Genomic DNA, 23,522 nt, shown 5'->3' on the forward strand with positions numbered 1-23,522 from the left:
TTATTTATTCCCATCTTCTACTTATCATCATAACCAAGCCTTCTAACTAAATCATTACGAGCCAGTACCGTCAGCGGAAAAATAATCTTCTGCTTCTCGATCAAGAACGTAATTGTCGAATCAAATCCGGCCACTAACGCCTTGTCCAGATTGTGCTCAGCCAGCTCGCGCATGTCGTCAACCCCCGGAAAATTGCGTCCGGGCTCAATATAATCCGCAAGACAGACAATCTTGTCCAGCAACGTCATGCCAACTCTTCCCGATGTATGGTAACGGATCGCATCCAGTACCTCCGGATCTTCTATCCCGTACTCATGCTCTGCCACAAAAGCCGCTACCTCGGCATGCAATAGCTGCTTATCATATTCCATCAGTTCCGGATTCAGTCCATGCTCACGCATCACCGCTTCCTGCCGCTCTACCGGCCAGTACTTGGCCAAGTCGTGCAGTAATGCAGCTAAATCAGCTTTGACCGGATCAGCTCCATAGCGCTCCGCCAAGCTTACGGAGGACGCCATTACACCTTCCACATGCGTCCAGCGTCTTGCTGGCATTTGTGCGGATACAATGTCCAATAACTCATTTCGAGTGTATCGCATACAAACCGCTCCTTATGATATATTCATATACCTCTTCCGTCACCATGTAACGAATCGAGTGCCCCGCGGCGCTCCGTTTGCGGATCAAGCTTGACGATATATCCACTAGCGGCATATCCGCGAGCAATACCGTATCCTGAATGAAAGAGGGCATAAGGTCAAGCTCTAGGAAGCTGCCCGGCCTTTGCAGTCCGATAAAATGCAGCATCGAAGCCAGTTCCTCAATCCCCTCCCATTTTGGTAAATAGTTCACCATATCTGCACCGATAATGAAGTAAAAATCCAGTTCAGGATGCAGCTGCTTTAGCTCTCTGATCGTATCTATCGTGTAGGATACGCCACCGCGCTTAAGCTCGATATCCAGCGTCTTGAAATCGGCATGATTGCGGATCGCCGCCGCCACCATTTCAAGACGTTCCTCACCGCTAACCCCGGATTTGCTCTTATGCGGGGGAATATGGGAAGGCATGAACCAAACCTCGTCCAGGGCATACTGCTCTCGGGCGGCTTCAGCCGCTAATAAATGTCCGAGGTGAATCGGGTCAAATGCTCCTCCCATGATACCAACTTTTCTCATCTGGTCTTCCTCCTGCAGCTCTAAGGCAGCTCGATCTGCTTATACTCGGTCGATTCCTTATACAAAATAATCGTTCGTCCAATCAATTGTACAAGTTCTGCCCCTGCGCCGGCTGCCAACTCCTCTGCAATCTCTCGCGGATCGTCCAGATTGTTGTTCAGAACGGATACTTTGATCAGCTCGCGGCGCTCCAGCGCCTCCGAGATATGGCGGATCAGCTGATCATTCGTTCCTCCTTTGCCGACTTGAAAAATAGGTTGAAGGCTATGAGCCAATCCCCGTAAATAACGTTTTTGCTTTCCACTTAACATCTAGAATCAAAACCCCTTATAGTTATTAAATAGTATTGAAAATCTAATCATTACTCTATCTATTAGCCCAGACTTGCCAGTACAGCCGACTTCATCGCCTCGATGGGAGCGGGCCTTCCTGTCCAATATTCAAAGGCATATGCGCCTTGATATACAAACATACCAAATCCATTGTGAATGGTACAGCCCCTCTGCTCTGCCTGCCGCAGCAGCTCTGTCTGCAGCGGATTATAGATCAGATCGCTTACAACGATTCCCTCCGGAATCCTCTCTGGATCAAGCGGGATATCATTGATCTTCGGGTACATCCCAACGGAGGTTGTATTAATTAAAATGTCGACGCCCGAGATATAAGCACCGATCTGCTCCAGCCCGCAGCCCGTGATATTGCCGAGGTGGGCCCATTCCACTGCAAGCTGCAAAGCCGACTCCTTTGTCCGATTAGCGACAATCACCTGCGCTGGCCGCTCCAGCAACAAGGCATAAATAATCCCCCGGGCTGCTCCGCCTGCACCGATGACCAGCACCTTCCGTCCGGACAGATCGGGGACAGCTTCTTCCTTCAGTGAACGAATATAGCCGATCCCGTCTGTATTATAGCCCTTCAGCCGGCCTTCGTCGTTGACAATCGTATTAACCGCGCCGATATAACGCGCCCCTTCATCAATCTCATCGAGATCATCCATAACCTCTACTTTGTGCGGGACAGTCACATTCACGCCTCGAAAGCCGAGCGCGCGAATCCCCTGAATGGCATGGCGCAGATCCCCCCGCTTCACATGAAACGGCAAATAGGAGCCGTGCAGGCCAGTTGCCTGCAAAGCCGCCATATGCATCGCTGGAGATTTGGAATGGAGTATCGGGTCGCCCATTACGCCCAGTAACAGCGGCAACCCGTTATTTTCCCGCATCAGATTCGTCTCCTCCATGATGCCCCTCCCCAATCAATTTAACCAAACCTGCGAAATCGAACTTTGGATGCGTACCTTATCAACAACCTAGATCAGCGATGGACGCAGCATGACCTTGATCCCTTTTGGCACATGCACTGCGATGACTGCACCCATGTCGTTATTCACCTTGACCCAGCCCAGACCGGAGATGAAGACATCCACCTTCTGACCCTTGGCAATTTTGAACTCATGCCTCGTCCATTCCGGCAGATTCTCCAGATTGTCGCGGCTTGGTGGGGCCAGCAATTCGCCGGCATGATCTGCGAACAACTCATCCGCCCGCTCCAACTTCGTCCGGTGCAGCTTGATCCGCGAGCTGCTGAAGCAGGTGAACGACTGGCGTTCCCCCTGAATGAAATCGAAGCGGCCGAAGCCGCTGAAGAAGATCGACTGGCCTTCATTCAATTGATATACAGCCGGTTTAAGCGGCTTGTCCGGCATAATAGTACCAAGATCCTGAGCACTTACCAGCTCGCTGTATCTTGAAGGGTACACAATCCCCGGTGTATCAATAATCGCTCCACCATCATCAAGCGGAATATGCACCATGTCGAGCGTTGTTCCAGGATAGCGGGATACTGTCAATTCCTGATCCAAGTCGCTGTATTCACGGATCAGGCGATTGATTAGCGTAGATTTGCCTACATTGGTCGCCCCGACCACATAAACGTCCCGATTGCCTCGATGCCGCACTACAGCATCAAGCAGACGGTCAAAGCCGCTGTTCTGCTTGGCGCTGCAAAGGATAACATCCTCTATTTTCAGCCCCATATCCTTGGCTTCCTTCTGTACCCAGTTGCGAATCTTGTTCCAATTCGAGACCTTCGGCAGCAGGTCGGTCTTGTTCACGGCTAGCAATACCGGATTGTTGCCAATGAACCGCTGCAGACCGGAAATAACGCTCCCTTGGAAATCAAATAAATCAACGATATGAACCACAAGCGCCTTCTTCTCGGCAATTTGACCGAGCAGTCTTAAGAATTCGCTCTGCTCTACCGTAACGGATGATGCTTCATTATAGTTCTTAATCCGAAAACAGCGCTGGCATATGATTGGTTCTCTCTCCAGCGCTTGCGTCGGAATATATCCCGGTTTGGACGGATCTTCACCTTGCAGCTGCACTCCGCAGCCACTGCAATGAAGAGCGTCTTCTCTTACCTGGGCTTCTGTCATTTTCTCTTGTCCTCCTCAAGCCATAATCCCGTCTTGCCTAGACGTCGTCTGACGATACGCTCCAGCCTACGGTTAATCCGAGTACCGAGACCTTCATCGGCTATAGAAATCGGCAGCACCAGCACAGTATATAAACCCTGCCGGTTCCCTCCGAATACATCCGTCATGAGTTGGTCTCCGACCACGATCGTCTGTTCCGGAGCCAGTCCCATGATTTGCATCGCTCTGTGGAACGGCGTTCCGAACGGTTTTCTCGCCTTATGCACGAATTCAATATTTAAAGGGGATGCGAATACGGATACCCTGTCAAAATTGTTGTTTGACACAATCACCAGCTTCAACCCGGCCTGCTTCACCTTCTCAAACCATTGGGTCAACTCTGGGGTTGCCGAAGGCACCTTGGCTCCTACGAGGGTATTATCCAAATCGGTAATAATCCCGCGGTACCCATCGGCATATAGCTTATCCAAATCAATGTCAAACACACTGTCTACCCGTAAAGCAGGCAAAAACTTCTCAAACAATTCGTTCACCTCGGTTTCATACGACACACTATACCATAATCTTTCCCCGACTTCCTTATATTTTAAAAAAGAAAATGTCCCCGGCGCAAGCGTCCAGGGACAAGTCTGATGCAAACATGTGACGGTTGTTTATTTTTTGCCATGATTGATGCAGGACAGCTTGTGACACAGCCGTTGGACACTGAGCCAATCCGCATTTGTCGCTGTCATCGGACTGTACATAGCACTTTCATATTTCTGTAACAAATGATCAAGAGTCCCCGAGAGCTCTGGCTGCTGCTCCCTGATCCGTTCGAACATTTCGCGAACCGTCTCATGCTCATGACGTTCGAACCCTTGCCGCTGCAGCTTCTTTACGGTACGCAAAGTTCCGTATGCAATCTTATCCGCATAGGTCAACGATCTGCCGAGGCGCAGGCGAACGAAGCCATAATAGATACGCTCCCGTAACTGATACAGAAGCCAGATGACCGCAAGCAATATAATACTCCCTGAAACATAACGTATCGCCGTGGTGTTGGCTGATAACCAGGAGGTCTCGTTCTCAACAGCGCTGTCCTGAACAATCTCCTCTGAATCCGGTTCATCCGCTGCAACTTCCTCCGGCGACTCATCCGCATATAACAACGGAGCCGTAAAGCCCGGCGTAGCTTCAAACGGAATCCAGCCGTATTCACCGAAGTACAATTCAGCCCAGGAATGGGAATCAGAATTGTTCACCTGGTACGCTGTTGATGTCGCTAGAGCCGGTCTCCCCCTCATATCCTCGGGATCCGGCTGGCTCCCCGGGCCATACCCTTTCACCCAGCGAGCCGGAATTCCTTGCGAACGCGCCATCATGACCATCGCGGTCGAAAAATAGTCGCAGTAGCCTTCTTTTACTTCAAATAAGAAGCTGTCCACGAAATCCTTGCTCCGACGCAGTGAAATATCAGGTTTGTTCGTGTACTCATAGTTAGCCCGCAAATATTCCTGGAGAAGCTCCATTTGCTTGTACGGAGTATCCCCATCCGCTATAATCTCTTCCGCCAAATCCTTAACCCGCTCAGGCAATGAAGAGGGAACCTGCAAGTACGCTTCGTCGATGGGAACCTTATATAGATGCTTATAGCTGGCTCCACGCAGTTCAGTCAATGGAATGACAGGAATTTCTGATGTCACCTTATATTTAACCGGATAATCCGGCTGTGAGCCCCGGAAGCCTCCGCCCCAGCGCAGCTCCCCCTCCTGTGCGGCCCAGCTTAGCTTGGGATTTCCGCCACGATCCTCGTCCAGTAAAGATACCTTAGTAATGAAGTAACCCCCAAACAGAACCGGATAAGCTTCGTCCGACTCCATCGTAATGGTCTGCTCCACTTCCCTCATTTCAATATTTCCAGCCTGCTCATGAGTCAGGCCCGCAGGGGTAGTCATTCCGCGAAAGACCTCATAGTCCCGCTTTTCCTTATCAAAGTCAGCCCAGCCTTTTCCGGTATAGATATGTCTCGTCTCACCGCGCCAATAAGTACGCAGCGGCGAGTCTACCGACATCACCGGACTGTAATTGAATTCGAAGCCTCCGCCAAGCTCGGTATCATCTCGACTGTAACCGGAGAGAACTTCCTGTGCGTCGGAGTCTTTGTTCGTGATCGCATTTGATATAGCAGACTGTACTTCGCCGCCGCTCCCCTGTCCTCCGCTTCTCCCCTTCCAAGCTGTATAAGGATCGGTAAGTATAGGAGACACGGGAGGCACACTCGTGCCGATCAATAATACCCCTGCGAAAATAAGCAGAATATTGGAGACAATCTTGAACGGATACTTCCGAAGTCTAAGCCAGCCATAAGGATAAGCTATTTGATAATCGCGCAGATGAAGACAGACGAGCCAGCCGAGTCCGGCAAATACCGTCCAGGCTACATTTTGCCATAATTGATAAGGAGTAAAAGAATCCAGAATGGCAAAAGCGACCAGATCCGCTGCCAGAAACAGCAAAATATATTTTCGCGTAAGAAGTAGTCTTGATATAAGCTCCATGGCTAACCAGGTGATTAAGGCGAACCAAATATATGGGATAAATTCCATAAGCATTTGCAAAATCTGATCGGGAAACAATCGTCCGTACGGCATGTAAATCCCATACCTGATCAATATTATCCGACAAATAATCACAATAGAGAGCAGCTTGCCGATATTTCGCACCAGGGAAGCTACAGGCAGAATAGCAATCGCCGCCACAATGATCAGTGTCCAAGTTACAATATCGGTCGTCTCTTGGAGCCAGATTGGCTCTGTAAAGCTAACCCACTGCATCCCTAGCAGGATAATCCATAACATTTTAAAGAGACGATACCAATAAACCGGTTCATCGGAGCGCTTCAACCGCGGCCACCCCCTAACAATACAGGCAGCTCGGTTAGAGACGATAACTGAATGCCAGCGATTTCCTGACGGTTATATAGAGATCCGGGACGCATACGTGAATCCACATTCCCGGTGCTGTTGATATGAATATGAAATGGAGCCATTTGGCTTCTTTTGGCCCAGCGCAGCATATCGAACAGAAGCTGATCTGCCAGTGGAGTAACTATAATAAAGAACGCCCCTGCATTAAACAGTTCCTTGCGCTGTTCAAGCTGAGCCTGATAATTACCGCTGCCTTCCGGACTAATATCTACTAATTGATGCAGCATTTGCTGGCGCTCAAGCGGACTCTCCGTCGGGGCACTGCCCCAAACCTCTCGGCCAAGAATACACAATCCCATGTTGATTCTCTCTCGGCCTCCAAATTCCAGTAAAGAAGCAACCGTTGATACGGCCAGTTCAAACGCCTCCCGAGCAACATAACTGCCAGCATGAGCATCCAGTATAATCATCGTCTTCGGAATTGATTCACGCTCGAATTCCTTCGATTTCCAGGAGCCTGTCTTCGCCGTGGCATTCCAGTGGATTCTCGAAATTCGATCCCCGTAAATATAGTCCCTTACCCCGTTTATTTGCGTCGTCTCACGGCGCGATTGCAGGATCGTAGTCTCAGGTCCGGAATAGCGGGAGTTGCGGCTGAATAATTGCCAGCGCGGGATGAAGATCGTCCGCGGGAGTACATAGAACTCTCCTTCTGCCCGGAACGCTCCTTCATGCTCCAACAAACCGAAAATATCCTTAGAACGGAACTCCGTCGCCCGAAAGCTGTATTTTCCCCGTTCCAGCGGTGGGGTCTGATAGATAAGCTCCAAATGGCTTCCTAGGCGCGGGACCATGCTATCCTCATACTTCCAGGAATCTCCGTTATGCCGCTGCAACTGCTCATTTACTATTAAATAAGGAAGCATAATAAGAGTAGGCAACTGCAGCCTTAGCTTCACCTCAACCTGGCTTCCGGCTTGGATGGCCTGCTTCCCCGTTAATTCGCCGTTCAGCGATAAGCTACGCTGTCCTCTGACCCGCTTTACGCCCGCCAGACTGCAGATGACCCAATACAACGCCAGCACATTGATCATTGTAAACAGCATGAACGATGTCTTTCCACCCTGAAACAATACGTATAACAAACAAATGAACCATAATGAAGCCGCTTTCCAAAAATTCCCGGAAGTCAGACCTGATTTTACTGCACTCATTATGCCCCGCATCGTTATCTCCCCACAGCTACAGGCACTTGGATCTGCCGCAGGATCTGGAACAGCACCTGATTGCCGTTCATGTTGCCGAGTCTGGATTCCGGGCGCAATAAAATTCGATGTCCCAGGACATAGGGAGCTAAAATTTTGATGTCATCCGGCAGGACAAAATCGCGGCCTTGCAGGAATGCAAATGCCTTCACCGCTGTGAGGAAAGCAATCGAGGCCCGAGGCGAGGCACCGAGCAGAACGTCTGCATGCTCTCTTGAGCGCCGTACGATCTCTAGCAGATAGTCGGTCACGATCTCACTTGCATGTACGTCACGGATTTGCCGCTGCATTTGCCCGATCTCTTCCATCGTCGTCACCGGTCTCAATTGATCTACAGGCTGGCCTTGCTGATGGGAATACAGCATATTCTTCTCTGTCTCTGCATCAGGATAACCGATCTGAATCTTCATCATGAAGCGATCGAGCTGGGCCTCGGGAAGATGATAAGTCCCTTCGAAATCGATCGGATTCTGGGTAGCGCAAAGCATAAATGGATGCGGGAGATCATAGGTTACGCCGTCTGCGGTCACGCTGCGCTCCTCCATCACTTCCAGCAATGCCGATTGTGTCTTCGTGGTTGCCCGGTTGATCTCATCAACCAGCAGTATGTTGGTCATAACCGGCCCTGGCCGGAACACAAAGCGCTCCTCATGAGGATGGAACACGGAGACGCCCGTTATGTCACTAGGCAAAATATCAGGATTACACTGTATTCTGCGATATTCTCCATTGATTGATTTGCTCAGAGCCTTAATCAGCTGGGTCTTGCCAGTTCCGGGAACATCCTCTATCAAAACATGCCCGCCGGCTAGTAGCGTTGTTAATAGAAGCTCAATCTCGAATGACTTGCCTAATATACAATTCTGCAGATTATCACGAATGGCAGAAAGTGCCGTAGTAATTGGTTCATTTACAGGCATAAGCTTGTCCCCTTCCAATCATCGTTTACTATATCTCCCTATTTTACATGATATCGCTAGACTAAGTATACTCAAGTTCATAGAGGTCATCCAAAAAATCCGCTTTCGCTCAAAAAAACCAATTGGGGCCAATTCAAGAATAAGCGACCGCAATTCAAAGGCAGGTTTTCTTGCGATTTAAAATTCCGTCAACTCCGTTGATAACTTATTTATTTTAAGCCCAACATAAAGCAGCACTGTAAATTTATTAAACAGCGGTTCTGAATTTCACTTGGGCCTAAGTAAATGCTTGCTGATGCAAGTTTCCAGCGTACTCACTACAAGCAATGCTTGCTGATGCCAGGTTCCTGCGGAAACATCTCAGATGCCCGCGTACTGATCACAAGCTAATATGCTTGCGAGGTCTGTTCTACGAAAACGTGTAGTTCCACTCCTCCTCAGTCTTTGGCTTTATCCCATCTTCACAGTGCTAATAACCGTACTTTTTGAACGCGCATAAAAAAAGAGCGTACCTCTCGCCGAATGGCTTAGAGTCGCTCTTTTATGTTCCCGCTTATCTTATCCTTTTGGTCGGACGACAAGTGCAGCCAGGAAGGAGAAAATGATCGCTGCCGAGATACCGGCGCTGGTGACCTCGAAAATCCCGGTAATGACGCCAATCCAGCCATCCCGCTGCAGCTCGGAGAGTGCGCCGTGAACCAGCGAGTTGCCAAAGCTTGTGATTGGCACCGATGCTCCCGCCCCGGCGAATTTTACAAGCGGATCATATAGTCCGAATGCATCCATCACCGCCCCGATAACAACAAGGGTACTCATCGTATGTGCGGGAGTAAGCTTGAACACGTCGAACATGATTTGCCCGAGTACACAGAACAGTCCCCCAACGATAAAAGCCCATAGAAAAATCATGCTGAACCTGCCTCTCTTTCCAGAGCCACCGCATGAGCGATACACGGGATGCTCTCTCCCTGCTGATAGGATAGCGGGGATAACAGCGCACCCGTCGCAACGACCAACACACGATTCAGCTCTCTTTGTTTCATTTTTTTCATAATATGTCCATAAGTAACGACCGCAGAGCACCCGCAGCCACTGCCTCCAGCCATGACAAAATTCTGTCTCTCCCGATCGAAGATCATCAGCCCGCAATCATTGAATTCGGTCTTATCCATGGATAGTCCGTCCTTGCTTAGAACATCCTTAACAATAGCATGTCCTACCGAGGCCAGATCGCCGGTTACGATTAAGTCGTAGTCCTCCGGCCCCCGTCCTGTATCGCGGAAATGCGTAACGATCGTATCGGCTGCTGCCGGGGCCATGGCGGCTCCCATATTAAAAGGGTCCTTGATCCCCATATCCTGAATGCGTCCAATCGTCGCATGTGTGATGCGAGGCCCGGTCCCTGATGAGGAGACTACGGCGCAGCCGGAGCCTGTAATCGTATATTGAGCTGTTGCCGGTTTTTGTGATCCGTATTCCGTTGGATAGCGGAACTGCTTCTCCACGGTGCAGTTATGGCTGGCCGTCCCGGCCATCGCATATTTGGCACCCCCGGCATCTACAATCATGGCCGCGATGGCAAGGCTCTCCATCGAGGTTGAGCAGGCCCCAAATACGCCGAGGTAAGGGGCGGCAATATCTCGGGCAGCGAAGGTTGCGCTAATAATCTGATTCATCAGATCGCCGCCAATAAAGAACTGGAGCTGCTCTTTGGTGATGCCTGCATTCATAAGCGCCAGCGAAGAGGCGTGTTGGAGCAGCTTGCGCTCCGCTTTCTCCCAGGTCTTCTCATCAATCTCCAGGTTGTCGTAGATAAAGTCAAAACTTGAAGAGAGCGGCCCGTCTCCCTCTTCTGGGCCAACCACGGTCGCCGCCCCAATAATCGTCGGTTTGCTGCGGAACTCCCAGGTTTGTGCACCGGTCAGCATTTTAATGCGCCCCCCCTAGGCCAAAGATCACATGTACAACTCCCACGATAAAAGCGGCTACCACACCAAATACAATGACGGAGCCAGCCAATTTGAACATATTGGCCCCTACGCCAAGCACTAGACCCTCCGCCTTTGATTCAATCGCCGAGGAACACATCGAGTTGGCAAATCCGGTAACCGGAACGGCTGAACCGGCGCCTGCCCACTGTGCGATCTTATCGTATACACCAAGCGATGTCAGGATAACGGATATAATGATCAATACAGCAACGGTCGGGCTGCTCGCTTCCTTCGAGGACATTCCGGCAAAGGTCATGAAGAGCTGCTGGATGCACTGGCCGATGAAGCAGATGAAACCGCCCACCAGGAAGGCCTTTAAGCAATTTTTGAAGATATTCGACTTCGGCTTATGGGAATCAGCAATCTGCTTATAGTCCTCTTCAGTCAACGAGATGGAGTTCAACCTGAACCGGGCGCCTGATTTTGTCTTTGTTGGCACTATTGTCCCTCCTTCTTGTGATTTGATTCCTCTCCTAACACTGCATATTCATTATTTGCCACTTGGCGGCTTGTTATGTTTGGTAAATCATCCATATCCGGCTGAACAGCAAAAAACAGTGTCCCCCAGTTTCCTGAGAAACACTGTTTGTCTGATAAATGTGCAAAAATTAAAGACCGACCTTCCGCCCCTACAAATACTGCAAAATAATGATGAGCAGAATAAACAGCAGGAATATTACGATCCAGTCCTTGGAGTAACGCTCCATCTTCGTTAGCCTCCCAATCATTTCCTTAACTTATCCGCAGTATATGCTACAGGCGCATGCAATGTGCGATATTCGCCCACTCTTGGGCTTATCCCTTTACAAATAGACAATAATAGCAAGATGGTACATACTTAAAGAGGTTGTTTAACAAGTCCGCGCGATGGATCATGAAGCAAATTAGAAAGCGGACCGTATTTAAATCATCTGCAAGGAGAGATGCGAAATGAATACTAAAACGTTGGAATTATTCAAGCAGCTAACCGAATTCCCTGCGGCGCCGGGCTTCGAACGTGAACTGCGTGCCTTTGTCAAAGAGAAAATGTCGGCCTATACCTCAGAATTTCTGCAGGATCGACTGGGTAGTATATTTGGGGTGCTTCGCGGAGACGATAACGGCCCTAAAGTAATGGTAGCCGGGCATTTGGATGAGGTTGGCTTCATGACCACAGGAATTAGCGATCACGGGATGGTCTCCTTTCAACCGCTTGGCGGCTGGTGGAGCCAGGCTGTACTGGCACAGCGCCTGCAGATTATTACTCCGCAAGGCCGGATTATCGGTGTTGTCGGTTCAACGCCAACCCATCTGCTAAGTGAAGCGGATCGCAGCAAGCCGGTGGACCTGAAGACGATGTATCTGGATATCGGTGCAGACAGCCGGGAGCAGGCAGAAGCGGCAGGGGTGCGCCCAGGTCAGCAAATCGTACCGATCTGCGAATTTACACCAATGGTAAATCCTAAGAAAATTATGGCCAAAGCCTGGGATAACCGTTACGGTGTAGGTTTGGCGCTCGAGTTAATGGAGGCTCTACATAAGGAGAAATTGCCAAACACCTTGTACTGCGGTACTACAGTTCAGGAGGAACTGGGTCTGCGCGGAGCACGGACTTCCGCCAATATGATCCAGCCGGACATTTTCTTCGGCCTAGATGCCAGTGCGGCCAACGATACGACGGGAGACAAGAAAGCGTTCGGTCAGCTTGGCGGAGGTGCCCTGCTGCGAATTTACGATCCAACGATGCTTACCCATCGGGGTATGGTCGAATATATTCAGGACACGGCAGATACGAATAAGATCAAATATCAATATTTCGTCTCTCCAGGCGGAACGGATGCCGGCCAAGTCCACCTGAGCGGCAGCGGCGTACCTTCAACGGTTATCGGTATTTGCTCCCGCTACATCCATACCTCGTCATCCATCATCCACACGGATGATTACGATGCCGCCAAAGAATTGTTGACCAAACTCGTCAAAGGGCTGGACCGTACGACGCTGAACACGATTTTGGAGAATAGCTAATCGAACGATTTTATTAACCCTTAATGGCAAGAGAGAATTCCCTTATTCAGTGAAAAACTGGATGAGGGAATTTTTAGTTAGGGATCAGTTAGAAGCAAGAAGAAGCAATCTTTACAAAAAAAATCGATTTAGTTAACACTCGTTGTATAAAGTCAATATGAAGTTCTCTAAAGTAATGAGAGCGGGGAATTCTTGATGTCCATATGAGTTTAATTGAAGGGGATTGATTTATATAACATGGCGGAACTGAAGGAGAACCCATTGCATGCTAATAAATTGCATGTTAAGCAAGCGGGGACGATGCTTGAAATTCTCAGTGTCTCGACAAAGCTTGGATTAACATCCTTTGGCGGGCCTATCGCCCATTTGGGATATTTTCGCGAGGAATATGTAATCCGGAGAAAATGGCTGGATGAAAAAAGCTATGCCGATCTGGTTGCCCTATGCCAGTTCCTGCCGGGACCTGCCAGCAGCCAAGTCGGGATTTCCATCGGTATGATGCGGGGCGGTTTGCTTGGAGGGATTGCTTCTTGGCTTGGTTTTACTTTGCCTTCAGCAATTGCGTTAGCGATCTTCGCGTATGCTTTGAAAAATTACGAGGTTGATAGCGCCGGCTGGCTGCACGGATTCATGATCGCTGCTGTAGCCATTGTCGCCCAAGCCGTCTGGGGAATGGCGCGAAGCCTTGCTCCCGATCGTACTCGGGGGACAATCGCCATACTCGTTGCTATTATCACCTTATTATGGCCTGCCGCCTATACCCAGCTTATACTTATTGCTGGTGCCGGGCTGGTCGGGCGCTTCTTTCTGACAAAGCCCGTAAGTATTAAAGTTCCTCATGCTTATATAGAAGCTTCTAAAAACCGCCGGTCAGCGCTCATCGCCTGGATCTTATTTTTCGGACTATTGATCGGATTGCTCTTGTTGCGAACAGTCGTTCATTCTCGCTGGCTGGCGTTGTTCGATACTTTTTATCGCGCAGGCTCCCTAGTCTTTGGTGGAGGTCATGTCGTCCTTCCTATCCTGCAAGCGGAATTGGTTCCATCAGGCTGGCTAACAGACGCCCAGTTTCTTGCAGGTTACGGAGCAGCTCAAGCTGTACCTGGCCCCTTATTTACCTTTTCGGCTTATTTGGGTAGCGTGATGAACGGATGGGCTGGTGCCGTGGCCGCTTTAATCGCGATGTTCCTGCCTTCATTTCTATTGGTGATTGGTACTTTGCCTTACTGGGATACAATCCGCCGCCGCTCTAATGTCCAATTCGTCTTTCAAGGAATGAACGCTGCCGTGGTCGGCATCCTGCTTGCCGCCCTGTATGATCCGGTATGGATCAAAGCAATTCATACTCCTTACGACTTCTGTCTAGCACTTGCTACCTTCGGCATGCTTATGCTTTGGAAGCTCCCACCGTGGATGGTTGTGTTGTTCTCAGCGGTTGGTGGAGCGTTGTTAGTGTCTTTAGTATCGTAGAGGAGGGTTCTGTGGAGGTAAGATAGAGAGAGAAATACCCGCTTAGATTTATGCCTAGGTGGGTATTTCTATTAGATTCTATCGGTATCACAAAAAAGCAGCCCAGGATTATCGTCTGGATTGCTTTTTTCATAACCTTTTTATTAAGCTGCTGACAGAAACAGAAGTTTCAATAAGAATCTTTTGAGATAGAGAATAAAAGGAAGCCAAATGAGAATGAACCTTTTTTTAAAAGCATTTGTTCCTGATCAGATATTAAATTCTTAATCAGAACTGACGCGATGTAATAGGACAGCGAGAATAAGCTTCTTATAACGAACCGTATCAATTCCCTCTATTTTTTCGATTCCAATGTCTCTAGATACTCGGAAATCTGGCTTGGCGTTTTGGCGTATTTGCTATGAAGATGAGCTATCTTCTCCCCATTTTTATACACCAGAAGACTTGGGATTCCGCGTACTTCATTTTTGCTCGTAATCTCTTCAAGCTGTTCCACATCCAAAGCATAAAAATCTTTGTCCTGATGTTTAGCCATAATATCTGGCATGAACTTATCCAGCGTCTTGCAGTCTGGACACCAGGTAGCATCGTATTTAATAATAGTCAATTGATTGCGATTAATCAGTTCCTCATACCGTTTCTCTGTTTGAATGCGTTCCATAATAAGACTCCCCCTGCCTTGTTTTCCGTAATCACGTTGCACTTAATATGTTATTTTAACCATTTACACAATAGTATGCAAAAGGAATCGATCCTTCCACCCCCATAGCACGTGTTCACACCTCACAAGGGTTGGAATTTGATTATGTTGGTGTCATCATCGGTAATGATTTAAAATATCCTCAATCGATGCGTATTTATGCTGACTTTGAAAAGTATAAGGACAAACAAGGGAAAAAGGGACTGAAAAATGATAATGAACAACTAACAAAGCTAATTAAAAATATATACAAAGTGTTAATCTCTAGAGGAATGAAAGGGTGTTTCCTCTATTGCCGAAACCCGGAGCTGCGGAACTATATAATTGGGCAGAAGCCTCCTGATCCGTTTTCGCTGATATGTATTCCAGATGCTCTTCCTGCAGTTTTCTTCGCAGTTCTATAATATATGTCTCTATGTCCAACGTCTTGATGGTATACTGCTTCCCCTGTGCTCCGATAATGTCCGGGATTAGATCCCGGACAAGCTTGTTATAAACTGGCATGGTGTCGTTATACCCCTCTCTGATCATAGAAGTATTGCTAGGTTTCCTCATATGTCTAGATTCTACGGCGACTAACCTAATAGTTCCTGAGCAACATCGCTTGAAAATGGGGATTTCCTTCACCCATATCTCGTGTATGAAAGTCTTCAATTTGCAAATGACACTTGATGATTTGTTGAATCTCCTCGTCTGGATACATGGCAAAATATCTCTTAGGCTCATAAACATCCTGCATCCAAATACCGTCAGTGGAAATCCCTCCATAGAGCCCTAAGTAGAATAAGGCGTTTGGCTTCAAAATGCGCTTAATTTCCGTAAGAACGACAGGAAGCTGAGCTTTTGGAACATGTAGCAAACAGTTCATGGCATAAATCGCATCAAAGGATCGATCTGCAAAATCCAGATGGTAGAAATCCATTACCTTAGCATATAATCCCTTTTGTGTGCACAAACGGACCATTTCTTCTGACAAATCCACAGCTGTAATATCAAATCCATGCTCTTTAAAATATAAGCTATCCCGTCCGGGACCCGCTCCAATTTCTAGAATACTTTGTACCTCATTCGATCGGAATGCATTTAACACTTTAACTCTTTCCTCAGCCTTCCAATCTTCCAATTGTGCTGAATCCCGGAGATTGGCATGATTGTCATATGCCTCCCGAAGAGACAATTTGATGCTTAAATTATCTTCACTCATTAATATGGAACCTCCCCACATATAAGCCGCGATTTCCGGATCATCTTCTTTACTTTAGATCTATCCTAGCACATTTCTTTAACGGCTACCCTTATTTATGTCATCGCTAGAGGACTTACGACGAGTCTCTCGTTTTCCGTAACGAACTCATGCGTGTTAAGATACGAATAGATTGGATTTCTGTTTTATGCTTTATAAGGGGGATGTAGAATTGGCGGAATGTAAGACTTCATTTCATTCGGATGGACTAGACGATATCCTAGTGCTAGATCGCACGCAACACCTAGAGGAGCCTGACATTCTGTATCCTTTTGCATTAGACGAGCTGTTGTGCAGACATACAGGCAAGGGAGGTCCCGCTGTATGTCATCTATGGCGCCATCCGAGAGGCTTCGTGATGGGATTGCGTGACAGCAGACTGCCTCATGCAACAAAGGCGCAGAAATGGCTGGAATCGCTTGGCTACTCGACGGCTGTCCGCAGCACGGGCGGAGCTGCCGTACCACTCGATTTGGGTGTTGTGAATATTTCCTTAATCCTTCCGAAGGAAGGTCTTGGTGACAAATTCTTCCGCTCGGATTATGAGCGTATGTATCAGCTAATCAAACTTGCCCTGCAGAATACGAGCTACACAATCGACAAGGGTGAAATCGATGGCGCATACTGCCCTGGCGATTATGATCTCAGCATAGGCGGCATCAAATTTTGTGGCATTGCGCAGCGTCGTCAAGCCCATGCCTTTGTCGTACAGGCATTCGTCATATGCGAAGGTTCGGGCAAGGAGAGCGCAGGGCTCGTCCGCTCGTTCTATGAGCGTGCAGCGTTAGGCGTGCTGAAAGGGGATCATCCTGTCGTTACCGAAGATAAGATGGGCAGTCTGGAAGAACTAGCTTCGCTTGGAAGCGATGCGGCGCAGGTATTCATAGAATCTACTAAACAAGTGATCCGGGGATGCCAATCTGAACTTTGTCTCGAGCAGGCTGCCTCAGGATTATGGGTTCCAGAACCGGAACAGGTGCATGCCTTCATCCATACACTGCGTGAACGTTACGGGATCAAAGCGTGAAAGTGAATAGGTGAGAATGGTCCCCCTCTCCTATTCCTTTATACTGTATAAGATCAAACCGATGTCCATAATAAATTTTGAAAAACAAATTCAACTCCCCAAGAAACATCACTCGGTTTCTGCTGCTGCAGTGCGACATTCTAGTAAAGGATTACCAACGACGCGAAGTTAACCAATACAGTTCCCTACTTTAACTTCCATATGTTATCGGTATAAATGGAAATCCTGACAGACCTATGCCAGGAAACAGTTGTTCTCTAAAAAAAAGATCAATCATGGTGGTATCTAACCATAATCGACCTGTACGAAAAATCGTTTCTATTCTAATCGCTTCTTGAGTGCATCTTCTGACATGGTATTAAAATCAGTAAATGAATCAAGACTTCACTGACAACACAGAATCCAACTGCCCCCACCAGCTATAGTCTTCCAAATGGCTTACATCGAACAACATGACACCATGCGTGCGTTGTTGGCACATCTGAACCGCTTTTTCAAATTGATCAATGTTTCCTTCGTAATCCTTCAAATATAAGCTCGCGATGACTGGAATCTGTCCGTTAATTGCCTCTAGGCTCATTTGGATCGCGCCTTCTACGCTGTACCATTCCGCAGGCCTGCCATTCTGGACGGCTTCTTCAATTCGTACTTCGGGATAATAACAACCGGTCATAATGAAATCCAATTCATCGGCATACGCGGAAATATGATATTCTTCAGATGCCCATGGCAAGTTCGAACGATAGGTTTCACTGGCCCAATTGACACCCTCGTTGTAATATAGCGGATACCATGATCCAACATAAATGCTGAAGGACAGACTTGGATTTGTGAATTTAACAACTTGCTTAGCCGATTGCACGAAATGTTTAATGTTCAGCGCACGCCATTCCGTCCATTTCGCGAACCAGCGCCCATGCTCGATTTGTTTCGTACCTTCTTGTAAGGTAAAAATGTCTTGTGGCCATTGTGCTACCGGCTGACCAATATATTGCTCGAATGCTCTCCTGCTTGATTCGCTAAAATCACCATAGACATTCGGATAGCGACAGCGGTCAAGCACTATACCACTAATTTTATAGTTTGATGCGATCTCCTTCAGAATCCCAAGCTCGTGCTGTTGAACTTCTTCATGAATCGGGTTCACAAAGATCGTATCATCATCCGCATTTTCAGCGGCTACCGGTTCCGAAGAAAGACTCGGCTGATACAGCATGACCTGCCAATCCTTCTTGTCATAAGCAATACCATCTCTTGAACGGGTCGTCCCTTCTGCGAATACATCTACGTTAGCAATGACTTGAAGCCCGACAACACTCGCTTCCTCGATCATTTCCGCAAGAAAATCTCTTCCTTCCCATACTTGATAACTTCCGTCTGACCAACGGCTTACATGATATGCATAAGAACTTGGGAATGTCGTATGTCCATAGGGGATTTTGGCATCCACCACCAAGTGGGTTACTCCAGCTTGCTTCGCACTGTTCACAAGGCGCTGCCTCTCCGCACGATCCGCTAGTCGAACCCCATTCGCGATAAAATCAACCCACAACACATTTGCTCCCTTTTCCATGGATATATTCATATTGGGTCACCTCAACTATATAAATTCGGGGTGCCAAATTGATATCTGGCACCCCGTGAATTCATTAGGAATTGATAAAGCCTAAATATTGCAGCATACGCTTCACAGCCACAGCTGCTTGTGCACGTGATGTATGAATATTCGGTTCAAACGCCGTACTTGTTACCCCTTTCAAAATACCTGCATCAAGTGTCTCCGCGACTGCTGCTTGCGCCCAAACACTGATCGTTTCCTCATCATGATAGACGGTCAAATCAAGTGGAGTGGGAGCCTGCACGGATTTGCCGGCAAAAGATAGCGCTCTGCTAATCATGACTGCCATCTGCTCTCTCGTAATGGAATCATGAGGCTTGAAGGAACCATCCTCATTGCCTTTTGCGATACCCGCATTTACCGCAGCACCTACGGCGCCAGCGAACCAATCGGAGTTAGACACATCATGAAACTGCGTGATGCTGGTGTCCGAATTCAAACCTAACGAACGAACCAGTAGGCTTACGAATTCAGCACGTGTAACCTTTTGATCTGGAGCAAATTGATCCACGCTCAATCCTTCGATGATACGCTTGGATGCAAGTAACTCAATATCAGATTTTGCCCAATGATTCTTCAAATCCTTGAATGTTCTGGAAGATTGAATCACAGCGTATTTACTGTTACCATTCCGTTTCATCATCACGACCGTCTGACCGCCTTGTGCTGTAAATATGGAAGGTACGAAGGAGAACCTGCCTGTATTCGGATCGATATAAATCGCTGTTGCCGTATCCGACGATATAGATTGAGCTAGAATGATACTACGCTTCAAATACTCATTTCCAAAATTCGAGAAGATCTTCATTTTCCCATTCGTCTCGACTCGAACAGAGAAATCAATCACCCGATCATCTACGAGTGTGGCGTTTTCCCGTTCAGCTTGACTTCGTATTTGTTCCAAATCTTTACCTTTCACTTGTTCGATCGTGACATAAAGAACCGCATCCTTGGCATCCGCCCCAAGCTCTTTGATGTACGCGGACAAATTAGTTAATGATACCGGCAATTCATAGACGGCGTGATTTCCCTGGATTACGATGGTTGCGTTAGGTACGTTCGTCAACGCATCGATAAGCGATTGTACCGGAATACCGACTTGTTGAATATCATCCTCACCCAGCAATTCAATCGTGACAGTACCGGGCGACTCTTTACTCTCCTTCAACCTTTGGAAGGCTTTATTCAATTCATCCGCACTCACTATAGCAGTCAGCATCGTTTGTCCGTTTGGTTTCTTTTCCGACTTAAGCGATAGCGCACTGCTGTCGAGCCTCACATTTGTCGAAGGTTCCACTTTATCTTGAGGAGGTGTTGTGGTTGTGATATTACCACCGCCACTGTTACCGCCTCCATTGCCACTGCTATTCCCTGGATCTCCCATAGAGGCACGGTTTATCGACAGATTATAATTTATCGTCAAACCGTCTTCAGACATTACCTGCAGGGTCACTGAATTCAATCCAACTTTGAGCTGCACAGGAATCGCCGAGTCACTCGCATAGTTCTTACCGTCAACAAAAATCTTTGCTGTCGGGTTGCTCGCACTCGCCGTAATGTTCAATGTAGTAACCGTATTATCTACATCAACCTGATAGGCATAAATTGACGGATTGAAGGCAGGGTTCAGCTTCCCCTTGCTTACTGTCAGTGTGCTCAATTGCGCTTTCGATGCGGCTTTGGAGAAATAAATGTTGACCATTTTGAGTCCATAATCCAGGTCAAGTATCATTCGATTTTTCACTTCGGGATTAATCGAGCTATTGGCATCAAGATCGCTTCTTAGGGATTCGATCTGTTGCTTAGCGATGGTTGCTGTATCAGCTCTCATATCTTCATTCGTATTCAACGCTTGAACTGTCGGTTGAATTTTGTGAATAAGGGTATCGCCTTCCTGTCTGCTCATCCCTTGGAAAGGAACGTAAATCTCATTGATTTTACGGATCATTTCTTCCATTACGGTTGCTAGCGGCTTGGTCGTATCATATTCGGGCAAAATAGCTTGATTACGATACACCCCAATCTTCAGCACCTTGTCATACTTATAATTAAATAGTCCTTCGAATTCAAATAATGCGGCTCCAGCTCCATCATTTTTTGTTGCTTCGATAATCTGATCCACAACAGCTGATGTAGGATTACCTTGAAACGCGTCTAGTCCCGATGAGACGAATGCATTGTGTCCTGCTAATGCCATGGAGTTTCTCAAGTCCGTTACCGTTAATTCCGAACCCGGCGCATAAGACATATGGAACAAGTGATCGATTAAATTGTGATCTAACCAGTATTTTACTTCTTGTGCATGCGATTTCGGTGCTTCCTCATAATTCGGCCATACTGCGGCAGTAATTTGTAGCTCTGGTTTGATTTGATGCGCTTCGTCAACTACCCGAACGACCCAGGTATTGATCATGTCCGCACGGAATTGCAGCCATTCATCCCAATAGTGATCTCCTGGATGAAGGTCAAGCGGATCAACGCCATATTTCTCGCTAAATAAATTGCGGGTATACGTGTCATAACCAAAGTCATTCGTGTAATCCTTGGAATCTGGATACCTCGCATAATCCAAATGCAGTGATGCAATGTCATATTTTGTGATGAGCTCATTGTATACAGAGGCAACGAAATCTCTAGCCTGCGGAAGCGCTGGATTAAGCCAATACCACTTGGCATTGTTCAAGCCCACTTCATAATCAATACCTTGTCTGCTGATCATACGCCAATCGGGATGATTCACCACAACCGGTCCGCCAACAAAGAAGTTCTCTACCCAGGCATGAATTTCAATCCCTTGTTTCTTGCCCTCCTCAATAAATGCTCCAAGCACATCAAAGCCTTCATACAAAGGATTTAATTCGGTGTCCGGCAAAGACGTTGGCCAAGTGGTATATCCATTCCACCACGTTTCCAGATAAATGGTATTGATCCCGGTCTCTTTGATTTTCTTCACATGATCTCGAACCTGCTCCAGGTTCTTTTCCTTCGGCCTCATCCAGAGTCCCCTGGTTTGTACTTTTGGAGACTCAAAATTCATATAACTTGCATCCGTCACCTTCTGATCCAAGTCATTCAGTAAATCCATCAACCCGTTGGTACCGCTTTCATTTAATCGTTGTTTGGCCAACTCATAAACGGCCTTCGCTTCTACAATCTTCTGTTCAATATCGGCATAAGGCACATCCATAAAATGATCCTTGGATAATTGGAGCGCTCTCTCTGCACTATCGATACTGATCGATGCTTTATCTAAGTAAGATTCCGGCGTAAAAATCACCAACACTTCTTTTTTTGCAAAATCCAGACTCAATTTAGCTCCGACCAGGGCGTTGTTCTTTAACCATGTATTTTTAACCCCATGACCGGATAATACATAGCCGCCTTCAGGAATTTTACTGTTGTTCCCGCCATTGTTCGTCACATATCCATTCGCATTAACAATGACTTCATTGCCCCATGGGTTCGTGCCAGTCTCCTCGCCATAATTACGATCATAGACGATCAACTGATCCGATCCACGGAATCCTGGATAAGGCACATTGCCGACATCGTCCCAGCCTGCGGGATTATCTTCTTTTACTTTCGGATTAAATGCATCATACGAGGTTCTAGCGGCTTGGTAAATTAAACTATCCGTTACCAGCTCAACCTCTGTGCCGATACTCACTTTATCCGCTAGTTGGTTATAGTATGGACTTGACGCTTGAATCGACAGCACATATCCATCCGCTGGAATGGATGAGTTATTATCAAGATACCCCCCTGTATTGGGATCGCTTGCAATCGCCACGGTATTGGTCACCTTATTGCCAACAACAGTAAGCTCCATTCCCCAAGCATTCTGATTAGTGGTTGCGCCATACGTAGGCTGGTACAACACCACTTCTCCCGTTCCACGCGGTCCATTTATTTTATCAATGCCTACCGCAATACCATTCACTTTCAAATATTTGCTGGGCAAAATCGGAATATCTATGTTAATTGCTTGCACGGACTGCCCCACCACTAAACTCAAGGATGACGCAGCGCTGCCAGAAACCGAAATGACATAACCATTTGCAGGAATATAGGTTCCATTCTGACCATGAACATCATAGGTGCTTTTCACCACCGACACATCATTGGTAATGATATATTGAACGGTATCTTCAGAAAATGGTCTTGTCATCTCGCCAAAATGTCGTGTATAAACCGCGATGGTGTTGGCCGGCTGATCCTGATCCACGACGTCGATCGGTAGGATGCCCTGTTCTGTGATGAGCTGTGGACCTCCGACAACAGGTACAGGTAGCGTGTAGCCAATAATCTCAACCGGGTCTCCCGGACTCATATTGTCTTTAATCCACTGTTCACTCGATCCGTGACCAAACAATACAAAGCCATTCGTTGGTATTTCTACAGCACCTGCACGATAAGTGACTTCCGTTACGCTGTAAGTACCTTCATGGTAGTCTACAACTGCGGCGGCCGCGTAAGGATTGGGATCCGTGAGCTTACTGCTGTTTTCCCTAGTAAACAAAATCATTTCATCCGAGGCTGCAATGGCTCGATTTACTGCTGTAATGCTAATGGTGCTGCCATTTGCAGCTTTCGCTGTGATAGCTTCCGCTTCATCGGCCAACACATTCAACGTCATTCCAGAAAAAAAGAGAGCAAAACATAAGATGAAAGACAGCGTATTCTTTAATCTCATTACCGTACCTCCCCATAGGATTCATGAAAAAGCAGCTTCCCCAGCACTCCCTCTTCATACAGCTCATCT

General features: G+C 47.5%; 20 protein-coding genes and 1 pseudogene. 4 read left to right on the forward strand and 17 right to left on the reverse strand.

Annotation, left to right across the window (positions count from 1 at the left end; genetic code table 11):
* Nucleotides 1-17: 17 nt before the first annotated feature.
* The 12 genes from yqeK to spoVAC all read right to left on the reverse strand — a co-directional run bounded on the left by yqeK (nucleotide 18) and on the right by spoVAC (nucleotide 11,137).
* Complete coding sequence (yqeK, locus tag DMN77_RS04990; RefSeq protein ID WP_179013795.1) at nucleotides 18-599, reverse strand: bis(5'-nucleosyl)-tetraphosphatase (symmetrical) YqeK; 582 nt, start codon at nucleotides 597-599, stop codon at nucleotides 18-20.
* Complete coding sequence (locus tag DMN77_RS04995; RefSeq protein ID WP_068782178.1) at nucleotides 580-1,176, reverse strand: nicotinate-nucleotide adenylyltransferase; 597 nt, start codon at nucleotides 1,174-1,176, stop codon at nucleotides 580-582. Before DMN77_RS04995 ends, yqeK begins: the two co-directional genes overlap by 20 nt.
* A 20-nt stretch (nucleotides 1,177-1,196) precedes the next feature.
* Complete coding sequence (yhbY, locus tag DMN77_RS05000) at nucleotides 1,197-1,487, reverse strand: ribosome assembly RNA-binding protein YhbY (protein WP_068782179.1); 291 nt, start codon at nucleotides 1,485-1,487, stop codon at nucleotides 1,197-1,199.
* Nucleotides 1,488-1,549: 62 nt separating this feature from the next.
* Nucleotides 1,550-2,416, reverse strand: a complete 867-nt coding sequence (gene aroE / locus DMN77_RS05005; protein WP_256872239.1) for a shikimate dehydrogenase — start codon at nucleotides 2,414-2,416, stop codon at nucleotides 1,550-1,552.
* A gap of 69 nt (nucleotides 2,417-2,485) precedes the next feature.
* Nucleotides 2,486-3,613 carry a ribosome biogenesis GTPase YqeH gene (gene yqeH, locus DMN77_RS05010; RefSeq protein ID WP_179013796.1) on the reverse strand — a complete coding sequence of 376 codons (1,128 nt, stop codon included), beginning with the start codon at nucleotides 3,611-3,613 and terminating at the stop codon, nucleotides 2,486-2,488.
* A complete protein-coding gene (locus DMN77_RS05015) occupies nucleotides 3,610-4,137 on the reverse strand; it encodes a YqeG family HAD IIIA-type phosphatase (RefSeq protein ID WP_179013798.1) in 528 nt (175 codons plus the stop codon). Before DMN77_RS05015 ends, yqeH begins: the two co-directional genes overlap by 4 nt.
* Before the next feature lie 129 nt (nucleotides 4,138-4,266).
* Complete coding sequence (locus DMN77_RS05020) at nucleotides 4,267-6,498, reverse strand: DUF4129 domain-containing transglutaminase family protein (protein ID WP_179013799.1); 2,232 nt, start codon at nucleotides 6,496-6,498, stop codon at nucleotides 4,267-4,269.
* A complete protein-coding gene (locus DMN77_RS05025) occupies nucleotides 6,495-7,628 on the reverse strand; it encodes a DUF58 domain-containing protein (RefSeq protein ID WP_256872240.1) in 1,134 nt (377 codons plus the stop codon). Before DMN77_RS05025 ends, DMN77_RS05020 begins: the two co-directional genes overlap by 4 nt.
* Before the next feature lie 122 nt (nucleotides 7,629-7,750).
* Nucleotides 7,751-8,707 carry an AAA family ATPase gene (locus DMN77_RS05030; RefSeq protein ID WP_179013802.1) on the reverse strand — a complete coding sequence of 319 codons (957 nt, stop codon included), beginning with the start codon at nucleotides 8,705-8,707 and terminating at the stop codon, nucleotides 7,751-7,753.
* Nucleotides 8,708-9,265: 558 nt separating this feature from the next.
* Nucleotides 9,266-9,616 carry a stage V sporulation protein AE gene (spoVAE, locus tag DMN77_RS05035; protein ID WP_068782184.1) on the reverse strand — a complete coding sequence of 117 codons (351 nt, stop codon included), beginning with the start codon at nucleotides 9,614-9,616 and terminating at the stop codon, nucleotides 9,266-9,268.
* A complete protein-coding gene (gene spoVAD, locus DMN77_RS05040; RefSeq protein ID WP_068782185.1) occupies nucleotides 9,613-10,635 on the reverse strand; it encodes a stage V sporulation protein AD in 1,023 nt (340 codons plus the stop codon). Before spoVAD ends, spoVAE begins: the two co-directional genes overlap by 4 nt.
* 1 nt (nucleotide 10,636) lies before the next feature.
* Nucleotides 10,637-11,137, reverse strand: a complete 501-nt coding sequence (spoVAC, locus tag DMN77_RS05045; protein WP_068782186.1) for a stage V sporulation protein AC — start codon at nucleotides 11,135-11,137, stop codon at nucleotides 10,637-10,639.
* A 491-nt stretch (nucleotides 11,138-11,628) separates the two neighbouring features.
* On the opposite strand from spoVAC, the gene DMN77_RS05050 reads away from it, so the two are divergent.
* Both DMN77_RS05050 and chrA read left to right on the forward strand, forming a co-directional pair.
* The gene (locus DMN77_RS05050; RefSeq protein ID WP_068782187.1) at nucleotides 11,629-12,702 is read left to right on the forward strand and encodes a M42 family metallopeptidase; all 1,074 of its coding nucleotides are present in this window, start codon (nucleotides 11,629-11,631) and stop codon (nucleotides 12,700-12,702) included.
* Nucleotides 12,703-12,939: 237 nt separating this feature from the next.
* On the forward strand, nucleotides 12,940-14,172 hold the full coding sequence (gene chrA / locus DMN77_RS05055; RefSeq protein ID WP_179013804.1) for a chromate efflux transporter: 1,233 nt from the start codon (nucleotides 12,940-12,942) through the stop codon (nucleotides 14,170-14,172).
* 334 nt (nucleotides 14,173-14,506) lie between these two features.
* On the opposite strand, the gene DMN77_RS05060 is transcribed toward chrA, so the two are convergent.
* Complete coding sequence (locus DMN77_RS05060) at nucleotides 14,507-14,833, reverse strand: thioredoxin family protein (protein WP_179013806.1); 327 nt, start codon at nucleotides 14,831-14,833, stop codon at nucleotides 14,507-14,509.
* A 131-nt stretch (nucleotides 14,834-14,964) separates the two neighbouring features.
* On the opposite strand from DMN77_RS05060, the pseudogene DMN77_RS24195 reads away from it, so the two are divergent.
* Nucleotides 14,965-15,111 (forward strand): annotated as a pseudogene (locus DMN77_RS24195) (DNA/RNA helicase domain-containing protein); the annotation flags it as partial.
* Nucleotides 15,112-15,136: 25 nt separating this feature from the next.
* On the opposite strand, the gene DMN77_RS23765 reads toward DMN77_RS24195, so the two are convergent.
* Both DMN77_RS23765 and DMN77_RS05070 read right to left on the reverse strand, forming a co-directional pair.
* Complete coding sequence (locus DMN77_RS23765; RefSeq protein WP_068782189.1) at nucleotides 15,137-15,376, reverse strand: nucleoside triphosphate pyrophosphohydrolase; 240 nt, start codon at nucleotides 15,374-15,376, stop codon at nucleotides 15,137-15,139.
* A gap of 76 nt (nucleotides 15,377-15,452) precedes the next feature.
* The gene (locus DMN77_RS05070) at nucleotides 15,453-16,076 is read right to left on the reverse strand and encodes a class I SAM-dependent methyltransferase (RefSeq protein WP_179013809.1); all 624 of its coding nucleotides are present in this window, start codon (nucleotides 16,074-16,076) and stop codon (nucleotides 15,453-15,455) included.
* 211 nt (nucleotides 16,077-16,287) lie between these two features.
* On the opposite strand from DMN77_RS05070, the gene DMN77_RS05075 reads away from it, so the two are divergent.
* The gene (locus DMN77_RS05075; RefSeq protein WP_229521083.1) at nucleotides 16,288-17,142 is read left to right on the forward strand and encodes a lipoate--protein ligase family protein; all 855 of its coding nucleotides are present in this window, start codon (nucleotides 16,288-16,290) and stop codon (nucleotides 17,140-17,142) included.
* A 376-nt stretch (nucleotides 17,143-17,518) separates the two neighbouring features.
* Here the strand turns inward: DMN77_RS05075 and DMN77_RS05080 are convergent, their stop codons facing one another.
* Nucleotides 17,519-18,727: an alpha amylase family protein gene (locus tag DMN77_RS05080; RefSeq protein ID WP_179013811.1), complete on the reverse strand. Its 1,209-nt coding sequence runs from the start codon at nucleotides 18,725-18,727 to the stop codon at nucleotides 17,519-17,521.
* Between the two features lie 64 nt (nucleotides 18,728-18,791).
* Nucleotides 18,792-23,453, reverse strand: coding sequence for an S-layer homology domain-containing protein (locus tag DMN77_RS05085; protein WP_179013812.1), 4,662 nt, complete (start codon nucleotides 23,451-23,453; stop codon nucleotides 18,792-18,794).
* Nucleotides 23,454-23,522 lie beyond the last annotated feature (69 nt).

This window comes from Paenibacillus sp. 79R4, assembly GCF_013393165.1.
Lineage (GTDB): Bacteria > Bacillota > Bacilli > Paenibacillales > Paenibacillaceae > Fontibacillus.

Coding starts and splice junctions, on each gene's coding strand:
- yqeK (WP_179013795.1), bottom strand. CDS start 599: ATGCGATACACTCGAAATGAGTTATTGGACATTGTATCCGCACAAATG.
- DMN77_RS04995 (WP_068782178.1), bottom strand. CDS start 1,176: ATGAGAAAAGTTGGTATCATGGGAGGAGCATTTGACCCGATTCACCTC.
- yhbY (WP_068782179.1), bottom strand. CDS start 1,487: ATGTTAAGTGGAAAGCAAAAACGTTATTTACGGGGATTGGCTCATAGC.
- aroE (WP_256872239.1), bottom strand. CDS start 2,416: ATGGAGGAGACGAATCTGATGCGGGAAAATAACGGGTTGCCGCTGTTA.
- yqeH (WP_179013796.1), bottom strand. CDS start 3,613: ATGACAGAAGCCCAGGTAAGAGAAGACGCTCTTCATTGCAGTGGCTGC.
- DMN77_RS05025 (WP_256872240.1), bottom strand. CDS start 7,628: ATGCTGTTTACAATGATCAATGTGCTGGCGTTGTATTGGGTCATCTGC.
- DMN77_RS05030 (WP_179013802.1), bottom strand. CDS start 8,707: ATGCCTGTAAATGAACCAATTACTACGGCACTTTCTGCCATTCGTGAT.
- spoVAE (WP_068782184.1), bottom strand. CDS start 9,616: ATGATTTTTCTATGGGCTTTTATCGTTGGGGGACTGTTCTGTGTACTC.
- spoVAD (WP_068782185.1), bottom strand. CDS start 10,635: ATGCTGACCGGTGCACAAACCTGGGAGTTCCGCAGCAAACCGACGATT.
- DMN77_RS05050 (WP_068782187.1), top strand. CDS start 11,629: ATGAATACTAAAACGTTGGAATTATTCAAGCAGCTAACCGAATTCCCT.
- chrA (WP_179013804.1), top strand. CDS start 12,940: ATGGCGGAACTGAAGGAGAACCCATTGCATGCTAATAAATTGCATGTT.
- DMN77_RS05060 (WP_179013806.1), bottom strand. CDS start 14,833: ATGGAACGCATTCAAACAGAGAAACGGTATGAGGAACTGATTAATCGC.
- DMN77_RS23765 (WP_068782189.1), bottom strand. CDS start 15,376: ATGCCAGTTTATAACAAGCTTGTCCGGGATCTAATCCCGGACATTATC.
- DMN77_RS05070 (WP_179013809.1), bottom strand. CDS start 16,076: ATGAGTGAAGATAATTTAAGCATCAAATTGTCTCTTCGGGAGGCATAT.
- DMN77_RS05080 (WP_179013811.1), bottom strand. CDS start 18,727: ATGAATATATCCATGGAAAAGGGAGCAAATGTGTTGTGGGTTGATTTT.
- DMN77_RS05085 (WP_179013812.1), bottom strand. CDS start 23,453: ATGAGATTAAAGAATACGCTGTCTTTCATCTTATGTTTTGCTCTCTTT.